This is a genomic window from Jiella avicenniae (assembly GCF_021390325.1).
Lineage (GTDB): Bacteria > Pseudomonadota > Alphaproteobacteria > Rhizobiales > Rhizobiaceae > Jiella > Jiella avicenniae.
The window spans coordinates 159,725-176,532 of record NZ_JAJUWU010000018.1 but is presented as its reverse complement, the minus strand read 5'-3'; the positions used below and the strand labels follow the sequence as shown (position 1 = coordinate 176,532).

Genomic DNA, 16,808 nt, shown 5'->3' with positions numbered 1-16,808 from the left:
TTCAACGCCGTCACCGAAAGATCGGGATCCAAGAAGGTCGCGATCATCGCCGTCGCCAGAAAGCTTCTCACCGTCCTCAATGCCATGCAGAGGGACAAAAAGGCCTTTGCATGAACACAGTTGCCATTCCAAATCCTTGCCGTCTTTGCGGCGGCCGTTCGCAACGCATTGTCTTGCCTGCACCGACCAAGTCGTTTCACCGCAGAGGGGTCCCGGCTCGGAGGCCGGGATGACGAAGCTTCGAGCTTGGCGACCATTCTTCCATGCCGATGAAGTCCGCCCACAAGTGTGAAGCGTGCAGGATCAGACCTGGGCGGCGAGATCCGACAACAGGCCGGCCGCGACGGTGAGCCGCGCGACCGAAGTCTCGCCGCTGCCGGCGAGCGCCACGAGCTGGCTGCGGATCCGGTCGACCGTGGACGAGCGCTGCCGCGCCCAGTCGGCCGGAGCCTCGCCGCTCTTCAGCGTCGCTTCCGTCAGCTGCCGCCGCGCCTTGGCGATCTGGCTTTCGGCCCGCTGCAAGGCGAGGGTCTCGAAATAGTCGTGCGATTCGAAGCGGAACAGCGCGGCCTCGATCCGGCCGATCTCGAACAGCCGGGTGATCTCGAAATAGCTTCCGACCGTCTGCTCGAGCGTGCAGCCCGTGTCTCGCGAGACGGCAGCGATGTCCGGGATGAGGGCGAGCAGCGGCAGCATCGCGACCTCCTCGGCGAGATCCTGCGGCACCCCCTGGCGCGCCCAGTCTGCGGCCCGGTTTTCGGCTTCCTTCCGCGCCGCCGCCGAGGCGATCTCGGCGAGCCGCCCCTTCAGCTGGCCGAGAGCGTCGCGGCTTTCGATGGCGACGCTGGTCAGCCCCGAGCCGAAGCCTTCGTTGATCACGTACCAGTTGGTAAGCCGGCGTAGGAACCAGCCGACGTTCCGGTAGAGCCCGTTCTGCACGGCGCCGGGAAGCTTCGCGTCGAGGGCGTCGATGCGCTGGTAGAGATCGCGGATGTCGAAGCCGTCCTTGGCCGCGACGAAGGCCCGCACGACGGCGCCCGGCGAGGCGCCGGTGGCCTCTTGCGTCATCGTGACGAAGGTCGGCCCGGTGCGGTTCACCACCTCGTTGGCGAGCACCGTCGCGATGATTTCCCGGGCGAGACGGTGCTCCTTGATGTCCTTGAGGAAGTCGCGGCGCATCGGCACCGGGAAATAGTCGTGCAGCCGGTCTTCCAGATAGGGATCGTCCGGCAGGTCGCTGGCGACGATGGCGTCGAAGAGGGTGATCTTGGCATAGGCGAGGAGGACGCCGATCTCCGGCCGCGTCAGGCCCTTGCCGGTGCTCCGGCGATCGGCGATGGCGGCGTCCGAGGGAAGCGTCTCGACCGTGCGGTCGAGATGGCCGGCCGCTTCGAGGAGGCTCATGAAGCGCGACTGGAGGGCCAGCGCCGAGACGCCGTCATGCTGTTCGAGCGAGAGCGCCAGCGTCTGCTCGTAATTGTTGGCGAGCACCAGCTCGGCCACCTCGTCGGTCATCGCCGCGAGCAGCCGGTTGCGGTCCTCGCGCGACAGCCGCCCGTCGCTCATCGCGCTCTTCAGCGCGATCTTGATGTTGACCTCGACGTCGGAGGTGTTGACGCCCGCCGAATTGTCGATGGCGTCGGAATTGATGCGGCCGCCCTTGCCGGCAAATTCGATCCGGCCCTTCTGGGTGACGGCGAGATTGGCGCCTTCGCCGACGACCTTCGCCCGGACGTCGGAGGCGCCGACGCGCACGGCGTCGTTCGAGCGGTCGCCGACGTCGACGTTGCTTTCGCCGCTGGCGCGCACATAGGTGCCGATGCCGCCGAACCAGAGGAGGTCGACCGGCGCCTTGAGGATCGCCGTGATGATCTCCGTCGGCGTTCCGCCGTCGCGGTCGTAGCCGATCGCGGCGGCCGCCTCGTCGGAAAGCCGGATCACCTTGTCGCGGCGCGAGAACACTCCGCCGCCATGGGAGATCCTCGCCTTGTCGTAGTCCTGCCAGGAGGAGCGCGCGAGGGAAAAGAGCCGCTTGCGCTCGGCGAAGGAGGCCTCGGGGTCGGGGTTTGGATCGATGAAGATGTCGCGATGGTCGAAGGCGGCGATCAGCCGGGTCCGCCGGGACAACAGCATGCCGTTGCCGAAGACGTCGCCCGACATGTCGCCGCAGCCGGCGGCGGTGAAGGGCTCGCTCTGGATGTCCCAGGCGCCTTCGCCTTCCTGGCGCGGGATCTCCCGGAAATGCCGCTTCACCGCTTCCCAGGCGCCGCGGGCGGTGATGCCCATCGCCTTGTGGTCGTAGCCGGCCGAGCCGCCCGAAGCAAAAGCGTCGTCGAGCCAGAAGTCCTCGGACTGGGCGATGGCGTTCGCCGTGTCGGAGAAGGTCGCGGTGCCCTTGTCGGCGGCGACGACGAAATAGGGATCGTCGCCGTCGTGGCGGCGCACCGCCTCGGGGGTGACCACGCTCTCGCCGACGATGTTGTCGGTCACCGACAGGAGCGATGCGATGAAGACGACATAGGCCGAGCGGCCGGCGGCGAACCACTGGTCGCGCTGGGAAGCATCGGGCAGACGCTTGGGATAGAAGCCGCCCTTGGCGCCGACCGGCACGATGACGGCGTTCTTGACCTGCTGCGCCTTGACGAGGCCGAGCACCTCCGTGCGGTAATCCTGCGCCCGGTCGGACCATCTGAGGCCGCCTCTGGCGACGGAACCGAACCGGAGATGCACGCCCTCGACGCGGGCGTCGAAGACGAAGATCTCGCGGTAAGGCACGGGCGCCGGCAGCCCCTCTACGGCGCTGGAATCGAGCTTGAAGGCCAGCGCCGGCTGGACGTTGCCGGGCTCGGAGCCGGCCTCGGCGGACATCCCGTCGACGGCGAAGTAGTTGGTGCGCAAGGTCGCGAGGATGACATTGAGGAAGCGCCGGACGATCCGGTCGTCGTCGGCCGAATCGACGCCGTCGAGCGCGTCGAGGATTTCGCCATACACGTCCGCGCCGCCGCGCGTGACGGCCCGCCGGTGCTGCCGGGTCTCGATCTCGTCGGCTTCGAGCGACGGCTCGTCGGTTTCCGCCGCGCCCTGCCGGGGATCGAGCGTCGTCTCGAAGAGCTGCCAGAGCTTTTTCGTGATCGCGGCGTGTCGGACGAGCGCGTTGGCGATGTAGTCCGGCGAATAGGCGAGCGTTCCCTGGCGCAGATAGCGCGAATAGGCGCGCATGACGTTGGCCTTGCGGAAGTCGAGACCGCCTTCGAGGACGAGGGCGTTGAAGCCGTCGTTCTCGGTCCGGCCGCGCCAGACCGCGCCGAAGACCTCTTCGAGCGCCTTGCCGCCGTCCTCGAGCGGAATGGTCCCGCCGGCATTGGCGCGGACGAGATCCATGTCGTGCAGATGGACGGCGTCGCCGTCCGGCCGAACCAGCCGGAAGGTGCGCTCCGACACGACGCCGAAGCCCATGTTTTCGAGGATCGGCACCCGCGTCGACAGCGCCACCGCCTTGCCGAGATGGTAGATCTTGAGCCGCACCGTGTCTTCGGCGTCGCCGCCGCGGCGGTAGAAGTCGATGAAGAGCGGCTCGTCCTCCGTCAGCTTCTCGATGACGGCGACGTCCCGTACCGCCTCGGCCGGCGGGACGCCGTCGCGATAGCTGCCGGGCAGACCGGCGGCGAAGCGCTGGTGATGGCTCGGCGCGTGGGCCTTGCCGAGCGCCGCGACGAACTCGTCCTCCCAGTTCTTCGCCATCTCCGTGATGCGTGCTTCCAGCCGCTCGACGTCCACCTCGGGCGTCGGTTCGCCGGAGCGCCCGACGATGATGTGGACGCGGGCGAGAAACCCTTCGGGAAAGGCCGGATAATAGGCCGAGACGTGGCCGTCATAGGCTTCGGCGAGAAGATGGCCGATCCGCTCCCTGAGGCGGGAATCGTAGCGGTCGCGCGGAACGTAGACGATGACCGAGACGAAGCGGTCGAATTCGTCGATCCGCGTGAGGACGCGCACGCGCGGCCGCTCGCCGAGCTCGACGACGGTCGCCGCGAAGCGCTCGAGGAGATCGGTGTCGATCTGGAAGACCTCGTCGCGGGGATAGGATTCGAGCGCGTTGAGCAGCGCCTTGCCGGAGTGGGATTCGAGGTGGAAGCGGGATTGCGCGATCACCGTCTCGGCCTTCCGCCGGACATAGGGGATCGTCAGGATCGAGCGGGTGTAGGCGGTCGACGTGAACAGGCCGACGATGCGCAATTCGCCGATCAGGCGGCCTTCGCCGTCATACTGCTTGACGCCGACGTAATCCATGTAGGCGCGCCGATGGACGACCGAGCGCGCATTCGCTTTGGTGACGATCAGCGGGGCGGGGTCCTTGAGGAACTTGCGGATCTCCGGCGTCGTCGCCATCGGTCGGCCATGGCGGCCGAGAATGCGGATGTCGGGGTCCGACAGAATGCCGAGAGCCTCGCTCTGCCGCCGCTCCAGCTCCTCGCCGTCGCGCTCGCCGTGATAGTCGTAGTCGCAGGTGCCGAGGAAGATGAAGTTGTCGTCGCGCAGCCATTCGAGCAGCCGCGCGGCTTCGGCGATGCCCGCCCGCTCGGCCTCCGGCATCGTCCCGGCGCGGTTCGTCAGATCCTCGACGGCACGGTTCACCCGCTGGCGCATCGCCTGGAAGTCGCGATTGGCGTGTTGGACCTGGGCGAGGATGTTTTCCAGCGCAGCCGACAGGCCCGAGCCCGGGTCGCCCGCGGCCATCGGGTCCACGGCGAACTGGATGAGGCTGGTGCGCCGCGTTCCCGGCCGCGTTTCCTCTCCCGGTCGCGAGGCCGCGAAATCGGCGAGGCTGCCGTCTTCGCCTCTCGTCACGTCGATGATCGGGTGGGAGATGTAGTGGATCTCGTTGGCCCGCTCGGCGATCTCGGCGGTGAGCGAATCGAACAGGAAGGCCATGTCGTCGGACACGACGGTGACGAGGTCCTGAGCCTCGCCGCCCCGCCGGAAGTCCTGCGGCTGGTCGATCCGGACCAGCGGCCGGCCGTCGCGGTGGGCGGCCAGCGCCTCGGCGCCGACGCGCGCGGCGGCGGCGAGGGCCCCGGGATCGAAGGCCGTCAGATCCTCGACGGGCGGGCGGGCGAAGAGGAGGGGGGCGAGTTTCGCCCCGGCGCTGTCCTCGCCGAGCGCATCTGCGACCGCGGCGATGATCGGCGTCTTACCCGCCATTGCGTCCTCATGCATGATCGACCCTCCTCTCGTGCCCCGGTCCGTGGCACCAATGATAGGGGAGGGCGCGCGTTCTGCGAGCCGTGCGGTCCGTCCCCGGCGGCCAGCCTCCCGTCGTCCCGAGGCCGTGGCCGCCGCGGAGCGCCGTTTCCCCGGCGCGTCGTTCGAATGCCCGTCCGCGGGCGCATCGCCTGTTGCCCTCGCCGGCCATTTCGGCGAGAACAGCCGACATGAGCGGCAACCCATCCGACGACGAGCGCCAGCGCGAGGCGAGGGCCATTCTGACCCGCGTGCGCCAGGAGACCGACCCGCAGATCGGCGCGCATACTCAGGCCGCGCTGATGCGGACCGGCGATCATTTCATGGCGCGCGACGTCGATCAGGGCGACCGGATCGAGGTGCTCGGCGCACGGATCGGCCGGATCGCCAGCATCGGCGGCTTCATCGTCCTGGCGCTGCTGCTCGCCAGCCAACTCCTGCCGGGCTGATCCGGGATGACCAAAGCCACCACGCCGGGCGACCGGCCAGCAGTGATCTCGATCGCGAGCCACGTGGTGCGCGGCACGGTGGGCAACCGCGCCGCCGCCTTCGCGCTCGAATCGCTGGGCTTTCCGGTCTGGTCGGTGCCGACGGTGACGCTGCCCTGGCATCCCGGCCATGGCGCCTCGACGCGGATCGTCCCGCCGGCGGACGCGTTTTCCGCGATGATCGACGACCTTTGCCGGTCGCCCTGGCTCGGCGAGGTCGGCGCGGTGCTGATCGGCTATTTCGGCGAGAGCGCCCAGGTCGCGCCGGTGGCCAGACTCGTCGAGGCGGTGAAGGCGAAGAACCCGCGCGCCGTCGTCCTGTGCGATCCGGCGACCGGCGACGGCGGCCGCCTCTACCAGCCGCGCGAGACGCTGGATGCGATCTCGGAACGCCTTCTGCCGCTCTCCGACATCGCCACGCCCAACCGCTTCGAGCTGGAATTCCTGACCGGTCTCGAGCTTTCCGACAATCGCGACCTGATCGAGGCGGCAAGCGCGCTGGGGCCGCGCACGGTGCTCGTCACCTCGGCCTTTCCGCTGCTGCGCGGCGGGACCGGCAACCTTCTCGTCGACGACCGGGAGGTCATTCTCGCCGAGCACCGGCTGATCGAGAATGCGCCGAAGGGCCTCGGCGACCTGACCTCGGCGGTGTTTCTCGCCCGCATCCTTGCCGGCGCCAGCCTGGAAAAGGCCCTGCAGTCGGCGACGGCGACGGTGTTCGAACTGCTCGCCCGCACCATCAAGCGCGGCGCCGACGAACTGACGATCGAGACCGACCTCGACAGCCTGAAACATCCGATGGCAATGGTCCAGATGCGCCGCCTCGGCCGGTCGCTGCCCAAGCAGCCGGCGTGAGCCTGCGTGCCCCCTGAGCCCGTGGAGCCGATCCATCGAGAGCACTGCCCGCCGGACCGGGCGGCACCGTTGGATAGTCGTGGCAGAGGCTCCTCGCCGATAGCGAAGGGACGGTTCGTTCGGCCGGCTGATCTCATTGCCATGGCCGGCGTTTGCGCCTATTTTTCCAGGTGCGGTTGGGAGAGTTGCCTTAGCAGCTCGACGAAGCCATTGCTTCGCCCGGCCGCCTTTTCGCGCGAGGCCGATGTATCTCCTCTATCTCGACTACTCCGGTTCCTCGGGAAATGCTTCCGACAAGCATGTCATCCTGGCCGGATTCGCGGTCTTCGAGCGCCAACCGCACTGGCTTTCCCTCAAACTCGATGATCTCGCCAAGGAAATGTGGCCGGAGAATCCCCAGGGACTGGAATTTCGCGGGGCCGACATGTTCAGCGGCAAGCGGCACTGGCGAGGCGTCGAAAAGGCGCGGCGGCTGGATGCCTATCGCCGCGCGCTCGCCATTCTGGGAACATCGCGGCTCGTGCATGTTTTCGGCGTCGCCGTCCACAAGGCGTCCGTCTCGCCGGACGATCCCATGGAGCGCGCGTTCGAAGCGGTTGCCAATCGTTTCGACCGCTTCCTCGGACGACTTCACAAGCAGAACAACACCCAGCGTGGCCTGATCGTTCTCGACAAGTCCTCCTACGAGACGTCTCTGCAGGGGCTGGCGACGAATTTTCGCTCGGTCGGCCATCGTTGGGGGCAGCTGTTCAATCTCACGGACGTGCCGTTGTTCGTGGATTCGCGAGCCACTCGGCTCATTCAATATGCCGACTTGGTTGCCTATGCACTGCGGCGCTATTACGAGAATGGGCAGTCCGCCTATCTCGATACGATCAGCGGACGTTTCGACGCGCAAGGCGGCGTGGTGCATGGTCTCGCTCACATGGTCAGCCCCGAATACCCCTGCAATTGCCAAGCATGCCGGCAGAGGGTTCGGACATAGGATCGAAGTGTAATGGCGGTTCTTCTTCCCGATCATCTGGTGGACGGCTACAAGTCCTTCATGGAAAAGCGCCTGCCCGGCGAGCGGCAGCTGTTTCGCGAGCTGGCGCAGCAGGGGCAGCATCCCAAGACCATGGTGATCGCCTGCTGCGACAGCCGCACGGCGCCGGAAACCCTCTTCGACAGCGCGCCGGGCGACATCTTCGTCGTGCGCAACGTCGCCAATCTCGTGCCGCCCTACGAGCCGGACGGGGAATATCACTCCACCTCGGCGGCGCTGGAATTCGCGGTCAACTCGCTGAAGGTCGAGCACGTCGTCGTTCTCGGTCACGGCAATTGCGGCGGCATTCACGCGGCCCTTTCGCCGGCGGTCGAGCCGCTGTCGCCGGGCGATTTCATCGGCAAGTGGATGAGCCTGCTCGATCCCGCCGTCCGGGCGGTGGGCGCCAACGAACTGATGACCGGGCGCGAGCGCCAGTCGGCCCTGGAGCGCATCGCCATCCGCTATTCGATCACCAACCTGCGCAGCTTCCCCTTCGTCGCGGCGCTGGAGGCGGAGGGCAAGATCACCATCCACGGCGCCTGGGTCGACATCTCCTCGGGGGAACTCTGGGCGATGGATCCGGAGAGCGGCGACTTCTCCAAGATGATCGACGAATAGCACCGTGCCGAGCGGCGGCGGAACTTCGCCGTCCCGATCGTCTTCGTCTCTCGACGCGGGCGCAGCGGCAGGGTTGGTCGTGGATTATCCGTCGATCCGACCCCGTTCGTCCGGTTTTGGACGATGATGCCTTGCGTTGTCGCCTCTCCGTCCGCTTTATGGTGGGGAAGGAACATCGCCGGACAGGCGTTGTCGACGCCAATCGATTTGGGGGAATTATCCGATGAACCATCCGGTCAGGACCACGGCCGTGACCGCCATGCTGCTGTTGGCGGTGGGCTGTTCGCGGTCGGTGTCGCCTTATGCGGACAACGGTCCGCCGCCGCTGGCTCCCGTGCCGGCAGGCCAGGTGGCCTCGAACCAGCTGCCGCCGCCACCGCCGCCACCACCGCCGGGCAACGACATGGCGGCCGGGCAGGACATGACCAGCGACGGCGATGCCAGCCTGGACGCGAGCAATGGCGGACAGCCGGAGACGAGCGGCACGCAGAACACCCAGGTCGCCAGCGCCAGCCAGCCGGCGCTGTCGCGCAATTCCGTCCTCGGCGCCTACAAGGTCACCACCGACGGCGGCAACTGCCAGATCATCCTGTCGCTGACCAAGTGGTCCGGCGGCTACCGCGCCGCCTCGCGCGGCTGCCCGGGCAAGGTCGCCGACGTGTCGGCATGGGACGTTTCAGGCAGTCAGGTCGTGCTGCGCGATTCCGGCGGCACCAACGTCGCCAATCTGAACTCGGCCGGCAACGCCCGCTACGAGGGCCGCACCACCGGCGGCCAGAGCATCACCCTCTACCGCTGACGAGGGGCGCCGGGGCCACGGCCCCGCCCCCATGCGGGTCGCCGAGCCCCGCCGCCGGATCGGTCGGCGGCCTTTGCATGGCCGTGGGCGATCGACGGCACTCGCCGCATCCGCGCCGAAGGAGGCAGCGCTTGTCCTTGCCGTTCCGCAGGGCAATATAGATGATTGCTGCAATGCGGAAGCGATGGACATCCCGGGCCGGTCGCGGCGGTCGGCACCGGGGCGCCGAAACGGATTGAACGAGCTCCCGCATCGTGTCGGCGTGACCGCGGGGCGGGACGGCGGACCGGAACGGACGAAGGAACGCGCGAAGACATGGCCTCCAGCGCAATCGCCCCGCAGAAGCCGCGGCACGGCCCCGTCCGCTCCGCACTGGAGCGGTTGATCGAAAGCGGCGAGATCGAGGCCGACCCGCTGCAGCGCAAGTTGGCCGATCGTCTCGACGCTCTCGACCGGCGCCTGTCGGCCGAGGTCGGCGCCTCGAAGAAGAGCGCCCTCGGCTGGCTGTTCGGCAAGCGGCGCGAGGAGGAGCCGGTCAAGGGGCTCTACGTTCATGGCGAGGTCGGCCGTGGCAAGACCATGCTGATGGACATGTTCTTCCGCCAGAGTTCGATCGCCGCCAAGCGCCGCGTCCATTTCCACGCCTTCATGGGCGACGTGCACGAGCGGATCGGCGCGCATCGGCGGGCGCACAAGAACGGCGAGGCGAAGGGCGACGATCCGATCCCGCCGGTCGCCGCCGCGATCGCCGCAGAGTCCCGCCTCCTCTGCTTCGACGAGTTCACCGTGACCGACATCGCCGATGCGATGATCCTGTCGCGCCTGTTCAAGGCGCTGTTCGCCAACGGCCTCGTTCTCGTCGCGACCTCGAACGTGGCGCCCGACGATCTCTATCCCGACGGTCTCAACCGGCCGCTCTTCCTGCCCTTCGTCGACGTCCTCAAGCGGCATACCGAGATCTTCGAACTTGCCGGGGCGGAGGACTATCGCCTCGCCTTTCTCGGCGAGGAGGACGTCTATCTGGAGACGAGCGATCCGACGGCCGGGGAGCGCCTCGACGCCGCCTGGCGGCGGCTGCTCGACGGGGCACGGGAAAAGCCGGCCTCGCTGTCGGTGAAGGGGCGGACGATCCCGGTTCCGCGAGCCGGCAACGGCGCGGCCCGCTTCAGCTTCGACGATCTCCTGAAGCGGCCGCTCGGGGCGCAGGACTATCTGGCGCTGGCGCGGCGCTTCCACACCGTTCTCGTCGAGAACGTCCCGGTGATGGCCGAGGCCGAGCGCAACGAGGCGAAGCGGTTCATCACGCTGGTCGATTCGTTCTACGATGCCGGCGGGCGTCTGGTCGTCTCGGCGGATGCGCCGGCAAACGAACTCTACCGCGGCCGGTCGGGGACGGAGGCCTTCGAGTTCGAGCGCACCGCCTCGCGCCTCTTCGAAATGCGCTCGAAGGAATATCTGGAACGGGCCGGCGCGGGGCAGGCCGAACGGGTCTGACGCCTGCATTCGCAGGCTGCCGACACTCCGAGAGGATAAACGAAACCGCCCCGTCCGGAGACGAGGCGGCTTCTCGTTCGTTCCGTCAGTTGCGATCTACAGCGCGCGGCGGCGGCCGAAGATCAGCGACAGCACGAAGAGCACGATCGCGACGAAGAAGATGATCTTGGCGATACCGACGGCCGTACCGGCAATGCCGCCGAATCCAAGAACCGCGGCAATCAACGCGATCACCAGAAAAGTAATGGCCCAACCGATCATGGCTGGTACTCCTTTCGCACAGAATGTTTGGTCGTCGAAATAACGGTTCCCATGCTGGAAGGTTGCACGGATCCCCGTGAATCTTTGCCGGCCAAGGTAAACGTCCGGCCGGATCCCGATCACGCGCCAGGAACACGAAGAGCGGGTGGACCGTCGGTCCGCCACTCCGCATCTCCCGGGTCGACCCTCGCCGCTTGGCGGCCGAGCTTTCGGGTCTCATCGAGGTCCCGGACGAGAGTCGCAATGCCCTCCATCCGTGCCGTTGCGCCGATGCCGGGGAGGGTGGAAGCGGCAACGATCGACGGACGCCGGGCGAAGAGAGCGTGAAAGGCCTGCAGAATCGCGCAGCCGCGCACCTTGTGGTCGCGGCTGCGAAGCGGATTTTGGCGGGAACGCCGCGCCGAAGTTTTCCCGGGACCCGCGGCAGGTCCAAATCGCGCCGTGGAGTGAAATGGAAGACCTCTTCGCCCCATGCAGGAATGGCGGCTGGTCTTCGACCCTACTGGCGATCTTCCGGGAAGAACACCGGCCCGACGATGCGAATGCCATCCGCAGTACGACGGATCTTCCGTTGCTCCGATACCTTGGTATCGATACCGAGGGCTGAGGCCCGGGAAGTCGGAACGGGCAGGCTGGTCAATCGAAGACTGGAGACTTCATAGCTCTGCGTAGATTTCGCGTCCTGCGCAGCCGCCATTGCCGGAACGCCGGCAAGTATCAGCGAGATTGCGATAATTTTACCGGTATTTCCGACCACGAGCTGCTCCTTCGAAACCATCAAGGCAGGTTTTTTCGACTTGCAGCATAAAGGCGCGTGGCGGAATCCGGTTCCTTCGCCGCGACGAGAAATGTGTCGAAAGTTCGGAAAGGCCGTCCGCGCATGGCCCGGAAGCGGGCGACGCGGAGGCGTTCGGCAACGTGCCCGAGTCCCTCACGGCGCGGTGTGAGCAGAGAGCGAAAATGCGGAGCTGAAAAAAGCTGGAAAACCCGGGTGGGAAAGCGAGCGCTCACCCATCCCCCTCTCATGTCGTTGGCGAAGCGATGTCCGCCGTCGGACCCCCGTTTCGATCCCTCGGACCGAATCCCCTCGGGAGAAGCCGTGATTTTACAGAATGTCGATCTGCACCGGCGCGGTGCCCGAGCTGATCATTCCGATCCGCGAAGCGGCGGCCCGCGACAGGTCGATCACCCGGCCATGGGCATAGGGACCGCGGTCGTTGATCCGGACGACGACGGACTTGCCGTTGCGCCGGTTGGTGACGCGCACCTTGGTGCCGAAGGGGAGCGACTTGTGGGCCGCCGTCATGGCGTTCATGTTGAAGCGTTCGCCATTGGCGGTGCGCCGGCCATGGAAGCGCTTGCCGTAGTAGGATGCGTTGCCGGCGCGGGCCTTGCTGGCGCCGGCGAATGCCTCGGCGGAGATGATCGGCGCCTGGGTGAGGGCCGGAGCGGAGAGAAGGGCGACCGCCAGGGCAATGGTCTTCGCGATGTTCATCTGGGTCCTTTGCTGAATTTGCGTTCGGTGGCGGCTCTTTCGTCAATCGGTTTGACGAGACCGTGATCAGAAACGGGCGATCGCAAGATTTTTTCAGGGCAGAGGGAACCTTTTTCAGTTTCGCTCCAACTTTCTGATCGCGCGGAGAAAATTCGAGCGAGAGAATGTCCGATCGCGACGGCGATGTCGCAATCGGGCGAAATGCGGCGCCGATCCGGCCCGATCCCAAAAGCGATTTGACGAGCGGCACTTGTCACGTCGGACGGTCGTCCGGGCGCTCCGCAAGGGCGGCCCCGGGAGCCGATCCCGCTTTCTTGTGCTTGCGAGGTGCCCGGCTTTGGTCTATCTCCCGCGGCGGGACACCTCTCCCCAACGAGAGGCGCCTATCTGAAAGGGTAGCTACAAGATGGCGAACATTTCCAAGCCGGACCTGCGTCCGGCCAATCCCCGCTTTTCGTCCGGACCTTGCGCCAAGCGACCTGGTTGGTCGCTGGAAGCGCTGAACGATGCCGCGCTCGGCCGCTCGCATCGCGCCAAGGTCGGCAAGTCGAAACTTGCCCAGGCGATCGACGACACCCGCGAAATCCTCGGCGTTCCCGCCGACTACCGGATCGGCATCGTGCCGGCGTCCGACACCGGCGCCGTCGAGATGGCGATGTGGTCGCTGCTCGGGGCGCGCGGCACCGACGTGCTCGCGTGGGAAAGCTTCGGCGCCGGCTGGGTGACCGATGCGGTGAAGCAGCTCCAGTTGAAAGACGTGCGCACCTTCGACGCGCCCTATGGCGAGATCGTCGATCTCGCCGAAGTCGATTTCGACCGCGACGTCGTCTTCACCTGGAACGGCACGACCTCCGGCGTGAAGATGCCGAATGGCGACGCGATCCCGGCGAACCGCCAGGGCCTGACGATCTGCGACGCGACCTCGGCGGCCTTCGCCCAGGACCTGCCCTTCGACAAGCTCGACGTCGTCACCTTCTCCTGGCAGAAGGTCATGGGCGGCGAGGCGGCCCACGGCATGCTGATCCTCAGCCCCCGAGCCGTCGAACGGCTGGAATCCTACAAGCCGGCCTGGCCGCTGCCGAAGATCTTCCGCATGACCAAGGGCGGCAAGCTGATCGAGGGCATCTTCAAGGGCGAGACCATCAACACGCCCTCGATGCTCTGCGTCGAGGACTATCTGGACGCGCTTGCCTGGGGCAAGCAGATCGGCGGCCTCGAAGCGCTGAAGGCGCGGGCGAACGCCAATCTGAAGGTGGTCGAGGACTTCGTCGCGAAGAACGACTGGATCGGCTTCCTCGCCAGACGCCAGGAGATCCGCTCCAACACCTCGGTCTGCCTCACCTTCACCGATCCCGATCTGGTCGCGGCATCCGAGGACGCGCAGAACGCCTTCGCCAAGGGCGTCGCCTCGGCGCTCGAGAAGGAGGGCGTCGCCCTCGACGTCGGCGCCTATCGCGATGCGCCGGCGGGGCTTCGGATCTGGTGCGGCGCGACCGTCGAGGCCTCCGACCTCGAAGCGCTGATGCCCTGGCTCGCCTGGGCCTACGAGCAGCAGAAGGCGGAGCTGAAAAAGGCTGCCTGAGGGCGCCCGGCGTTTCCTCATCCCTCATCCTGAGGTGCCACCGAAGGTGGCCTCGACGGGCGAGGGATGACAGGCGCCGAGGTCCGCTCCTCGCCCTTCGAGGCTCGCTTCGCTCGCACCTCGGGACGAGGGGCTCGGGGCGGCGGATGTCTGAGCCGGGCTTCGTCGCTGCAAAGTTCAGGCCAGCCCTGAAGCCTTGGAATGCAAGTCTTCGGTCGGCTCATCCGTCATGCTTTTCCCGGCTCGGGCCGACCCCCGACGCTTCGTCATCCCGGGCTTGACCCGGGATCCATGCCTCGCCGTTTCGGCGGCAGTCCGGTCGATGAGAAGCTTCGACCCGATCGGTTCATGTTCTGCGGTTTGGAATGGATCCCGGGTCAAGCCCGGGATGACGACCTCTGTTCCAGTTCCGCGTCTTTCATCCTCACGGCGCAGGCCACGTCGCCGGCGTCGCACCGACAAGGACCAATCCCATGGCACCTCGCGTTCTCGTTTCCGACGCTCTTTCCGAAACCGCCGTCCAGATCTTCAAGGATCGCGGCGTCGAGGTCGACTTCCAGCCGCAGCTCGGCAAGGACAAGGACAAGCTGCTCGAGATCATCGGCAATTACGATGGTCTCGCCATCCGCTCGGCGACCAAGGTCACCGAGAAGATCATCGAGGCGGCGACCAATCTGAAGGTCATCGGCCGGGCCGGGATCGGCGTCGACAACGTCGACATCCCGGCGGCCAGCCGCAAGGGCATCATCGTGATGAACACGCCCTTCGGCAATTCCATCACCACCGCCGAACACGCCGTCGCGCTGATGTTCGCCGTTGCCCGCGAGCTGCCCGCAGCCGATGCCTCGACCCAGGCCGGCAAGTGGGAGAAGAACCGCTTCATGGGCGTCGAGATCACCGGCAAGACCCTCGGCGTCATCGGCTGCGGCAACATCGGCTCGATCGTCGCCTCGCGCGGGGTGGGGCTCAAGATGCGCGTCGTCGCCTTCGATCCGTTCCTGTCGGCCGAGCGCGCCGCCCAGCTCGGCATCGAGAAGGTCGAGCTCGACGAATTGTTCAAGCGCGCCGACTTCATCACCCTCCACACGCCGATGACCGACAAGACCCGCGGCATCATCAACGCCGCGGCGATCGCCAAGATGAAGGACGGCGTCCGCATCATCAACTGCGCCCGCGGCGGCCTCGTCGTCGAAGCCGATCTCGCCGAGGCGCTGAAGAGCGGCAAGGTGGCGGGCGCCGGCATCGACGTCTTCGAGACCGAGCCGGCTAAGGAAAGCGTGCTCTTCGGCCTGCCGGGCGTCGTCTGCACGCCGCATCTCGGCGCCTCGACCTCGGAAGCCCAGGAGAACGTCGCCCTGCAGGTGGCCGAGCAGATGGCCGACTATCTGATCCGCGGCGCCGTCTCCAACGCCATCAACATGCCCTCGATCACCGCCGAGGAAGCGCCGATCCTGACGCCCTTCGTGAAGCTCGCCGAATGCCTCGGCGCCTTCGTTGGGCAGGTGACGGAGGAGCCGATCAAGTCGGTCGAGATCGTCTATGACGGCGCCGTCGCGGCGATGAACACGAGGGCGCTGACCTCTGCCGCCCTCTCCGGCCTGATGAAGAGCCAGGTCGCCGACGTCAACATGGTCTCGGCGCCGGTGATGGCGAAGGAGCGCGGCATCCAGGTGACGGAGTCGCGGCGCGACCAGTCGGGCGTTTTCGAGACCTACATCAAGCTGACGATCACCACCGAGAAGCAGACCCGCGACGTCGCCGGCACGGTGTTCTCCGACGGCAAGCCGCGCTTCATCCAGATCAAGGGCATCAATCTCGACGCCGAGATCGGCCGCTACATGGTCTACACCACCAACAACGACGCACCGGGCATCATCGGCCTGCTCGGCACGACGTTCGGCCAGGCAAACGTCAACATCGCCAACTTCCAGCTCGGCCGCAACCGGCCGGGCGGCGACGCCATCGCGCTGCTCTACGTCGACTCGCCGGTGCCGGAAGACGTGCTGGAAAAGGTCCGCGCCCACAAGGCGATCGCCAGCGCCAAGCCGCTGACCTTCGACGTCGCGGAAGTCACCGCCTGATCGGGCGAGAGCCCGGATTTTCGTCCTCCCGAGACGAGCCATGTGCCGGCGACATTCGTGTCGCCGGCACATTTTTGCGTCTGCCTGCCCGCGATCCTGCCTGCTATCGACGATTTCGGGGCTAAAACCGGCGCGGCGGCGTCGGACCGACGAGCAGGATTTTCGCATGACCGAGGCAGACGACGTCGTGATCCGCGTTCCCGCGGCTAGCCCCGAGCGCATCGTCCTCGAAGGCCGCTACGCGCGGTTGGAGCCATTGGATCCCGCGCGGCACGCGGACGATCTCTTCGCCGCGATCGCCTTTGATGCCGAGACGCGGCATCGCTGGCTCTTCGACCACGCGCCGGCAACGACCGAGGCTCTTCGGGAATGGATGGAGGGGGCGTCCCGATCGAGCGATCCGCTCTTTCACGCCGTGGTCGACGGGGCGACCGGCCGCGCCGGCGGGCGCCAGTCGCTGATGCGGATCACCCCCGAGCATGGGGTGGTCGAGGTCGGCAACATTCTGTGGGGGGAGGGGATCGCCGGAACCCGGATCGCGACCGAAGCTCTTTATCTCACCGCCCGTTACGTCTTCGAAACCCTCGGCTACCGCCGCTTCGAATGGAAGTGCAACGACCTGAACGAGCCCTCGAAGCGCGCGGCGGAGCGTTTCGGCTTCACCTTCGAGGGCGTCTTTCGCCAGCACATGGTGGTGAAGGGCGAGAACCGCGACACCGCCTGGTTCGCGATGCTCGACCGCGACTGGCCGCGGCTGAAGGCCGGCTACGAGGCCTGGCTCGACCCGAAGAATTTCGACGTCGAGGGCAGGCAGAAGGACCGGCTGCGTTTCGCCTGATGCGAACGGGGGTGGAAGGAAGCGACGAC

Annotated in this window: 13 protein-coding genes; 9 read left to right on the top strand and 4 right to left on the bottom strand. The window is 66.7% G+C overall.

Features of this window, described 5'->3' with window-relative positions; translation table 11 throughout:
- Positions 1 to 303: 303 nt before the first annotated feature.
- Positions 304 to 5,217 carry an NAD-glutamate dehydrogenase gene (locus LZD57_RS17835; protein ID WP_233720835.1) on the bottom strand — a complete coding sequence of 1,638 codons (4,914 nt, stop codon included), beginning with the start codon at positions 5,215 to 5,217 and terminating at the stop codon, positions 304 to 306.
- A gap of 215 nt (positions 5,218 to 5,432) precedes the next feature.
- Here LZD57_RS17835 and LZD57_RS17830 point away from each other — a divergent pair, with 215 nt between their 5' ends.
- From LZD57_RS17830 to zapE, 6 genes are all read left to right on the top strand, one after another.
- Entirely contained in the window at positions 5,433 to 5,690 is a 258-nt protein-coding gene (locus tag LZD57_RS17830) for a hypothetical protein (protein ID WP_233720834.1), read from the top strand.
- A gap of 6 nt (positions 5,691 to 5,696) precedes the next feature.
- Entirely contained in the window at positions 5,697 to 6,584 is an 888-nt protein-coding gene (pdxY, locus tag LZD57_RS17825; protein WP_233720833.1) for a pyridoxal kinase PdxY, read from the top strand.
- A 244-nt stretch (positions 6,585 to 6,828) separates the two neighbouring features.
- A complete protein-coding gene (locus LZD57_RS17820; protein WP_233720832.1) occupies positions 6,829 to 7,569 on the top strand; it encodes a DUF3800 domain-containing protein in 741 nt (246 codons plus the stop codon).
- Between the two features lie 12 nt (positions 7,570 to 7,581).
- Positions 7,582 to 8,229 (top strand): carbonic anhydrase, encoded by a 648-nt coding sequence (locus tag LZD57_RS17815; RefSeq protein WP_233720831.1) that lies wholly within the window; start codon positions 7,582 to 7,584, stop codon positions 8,227 to 8,229.
- A gap of 223 nt (positions 8,230 to 8,452) precedes the next feature.
- Complete coding sequence (locus LZD57_RS17810) at positions 8,453 to 9,028, top strand: AprI/Inh family metalloprotease inhibitor (protein ID WP_233720830.1); 576 nt, start codon at positions 8,453 to 8,455, stop codon at positions 9,026 to 9,028.
- 315 nt (positions 9,029 to 9,343) lie between these two features.
- Positions 9,344 to 10,522, top strand: a complete 1,179-nt coding sequence (zapE, locus tag LZD57_RS17805) for a cell division protein ZapE (protein ID WP_233720829.1) — start codon at positions 9,344 to 9,346, stop codon at positions 10,520 to 10,522.
- Between the two features lie 96 nt (positions 10,523 to 10,618).
- Here zapE and LZD57_RS17800 read toward each other — a convergent pair whose 3' ends face one another.
- The 3 genes from LZD57_RS17800 to LZD57_RS17790 form a co-directional block, all read right to left on the bottom strand.
- Complete coding sequence (locus LZD57_RS17800) at positions 10,619 to 10,783, bottom strand: DUF1328 domain-containing protein (protein ID WP_083592076.1); 165 nt, start codon at positions 10,781 to 10,783, stop codon at positions 10,619 to 10,621.
- Positions 10,784 to 11,282: 499 nt separating this feature from the next.
- Positions 11,283 to 11,564 carry a hypothetical protein gene (locus LZD57_RS17795; protein ID WP_233720828.1) on the bottom strand — a complete coding sequence of 94 codons (282 nt, stop codon included), beginning with the start codon at positions 11,562 to 11,564 and terminating at the stop codon, positions 11,283 to 11,285.
- Positions 11,565 to 11,888: 324 nt separating this feature from the next.
- Positions 11,889 to 12,278: a septal ring lytic transglycosylase RlpA family protein gene (locus tag LZD57_RS17790; protein WP_233720827.1), complete on the bottom strand. Its 390-nt coding sequence runs from the start codon at positions 12,276 to 12,278 to the stop codon at positions 11,889 to 11,891.
- Positions 12,279 to 12,684: 406 nt separating this feature from the next.
- Between LZD57_RS17790 and LZD57_RS17785 the strand changes: the two genes are divergently transcribed.
- From LZD57_RS17785 to LZD57_RS17775, 3 genes are all read left to right on the top strand, one after another.
- The gene (locus LZD57_RS17785; protein WP_233720826.1) at positions 12,685 to 13,860 is read left to right on the top strand and encodes a phosphoserine transaminase; all 1,176 of its coding nucleotides are present in this window, start codon (positions 12,685 to 12,687) and stop codon (positions 13,858 to 13,860) included.
- A 473-nt stretch (positions 13,861 to 14,333) separates the two neighbouring features.
- The gene (serA, locus tag LZD57_RS17780; protein WP_233720825.1) at positions 14,334 to 15,941 is read left to right on the top strand and encodes a phosphoglycerate dehydrogenase; all 1,608 of its coding nucleotides are present in this window, start codon (positions 14,334 to 14,336) and stop codon (positions 15,939 to 15,941) included.
- Positions 15,942 to 16,107: 166 nt separating this feature from the next.
- A complete protein-coding gene (locus LZD57_RS17775; protein ID WP_233720824.1) occupies positions 16,108 to 16,779 on the top strand; it encodes a GNAT family N-acetyltransferase in 672 nt (223 codons plus the stop codon).
- Positions 16,780 to 16,808 lie beyond the last annotated feature (29 nt).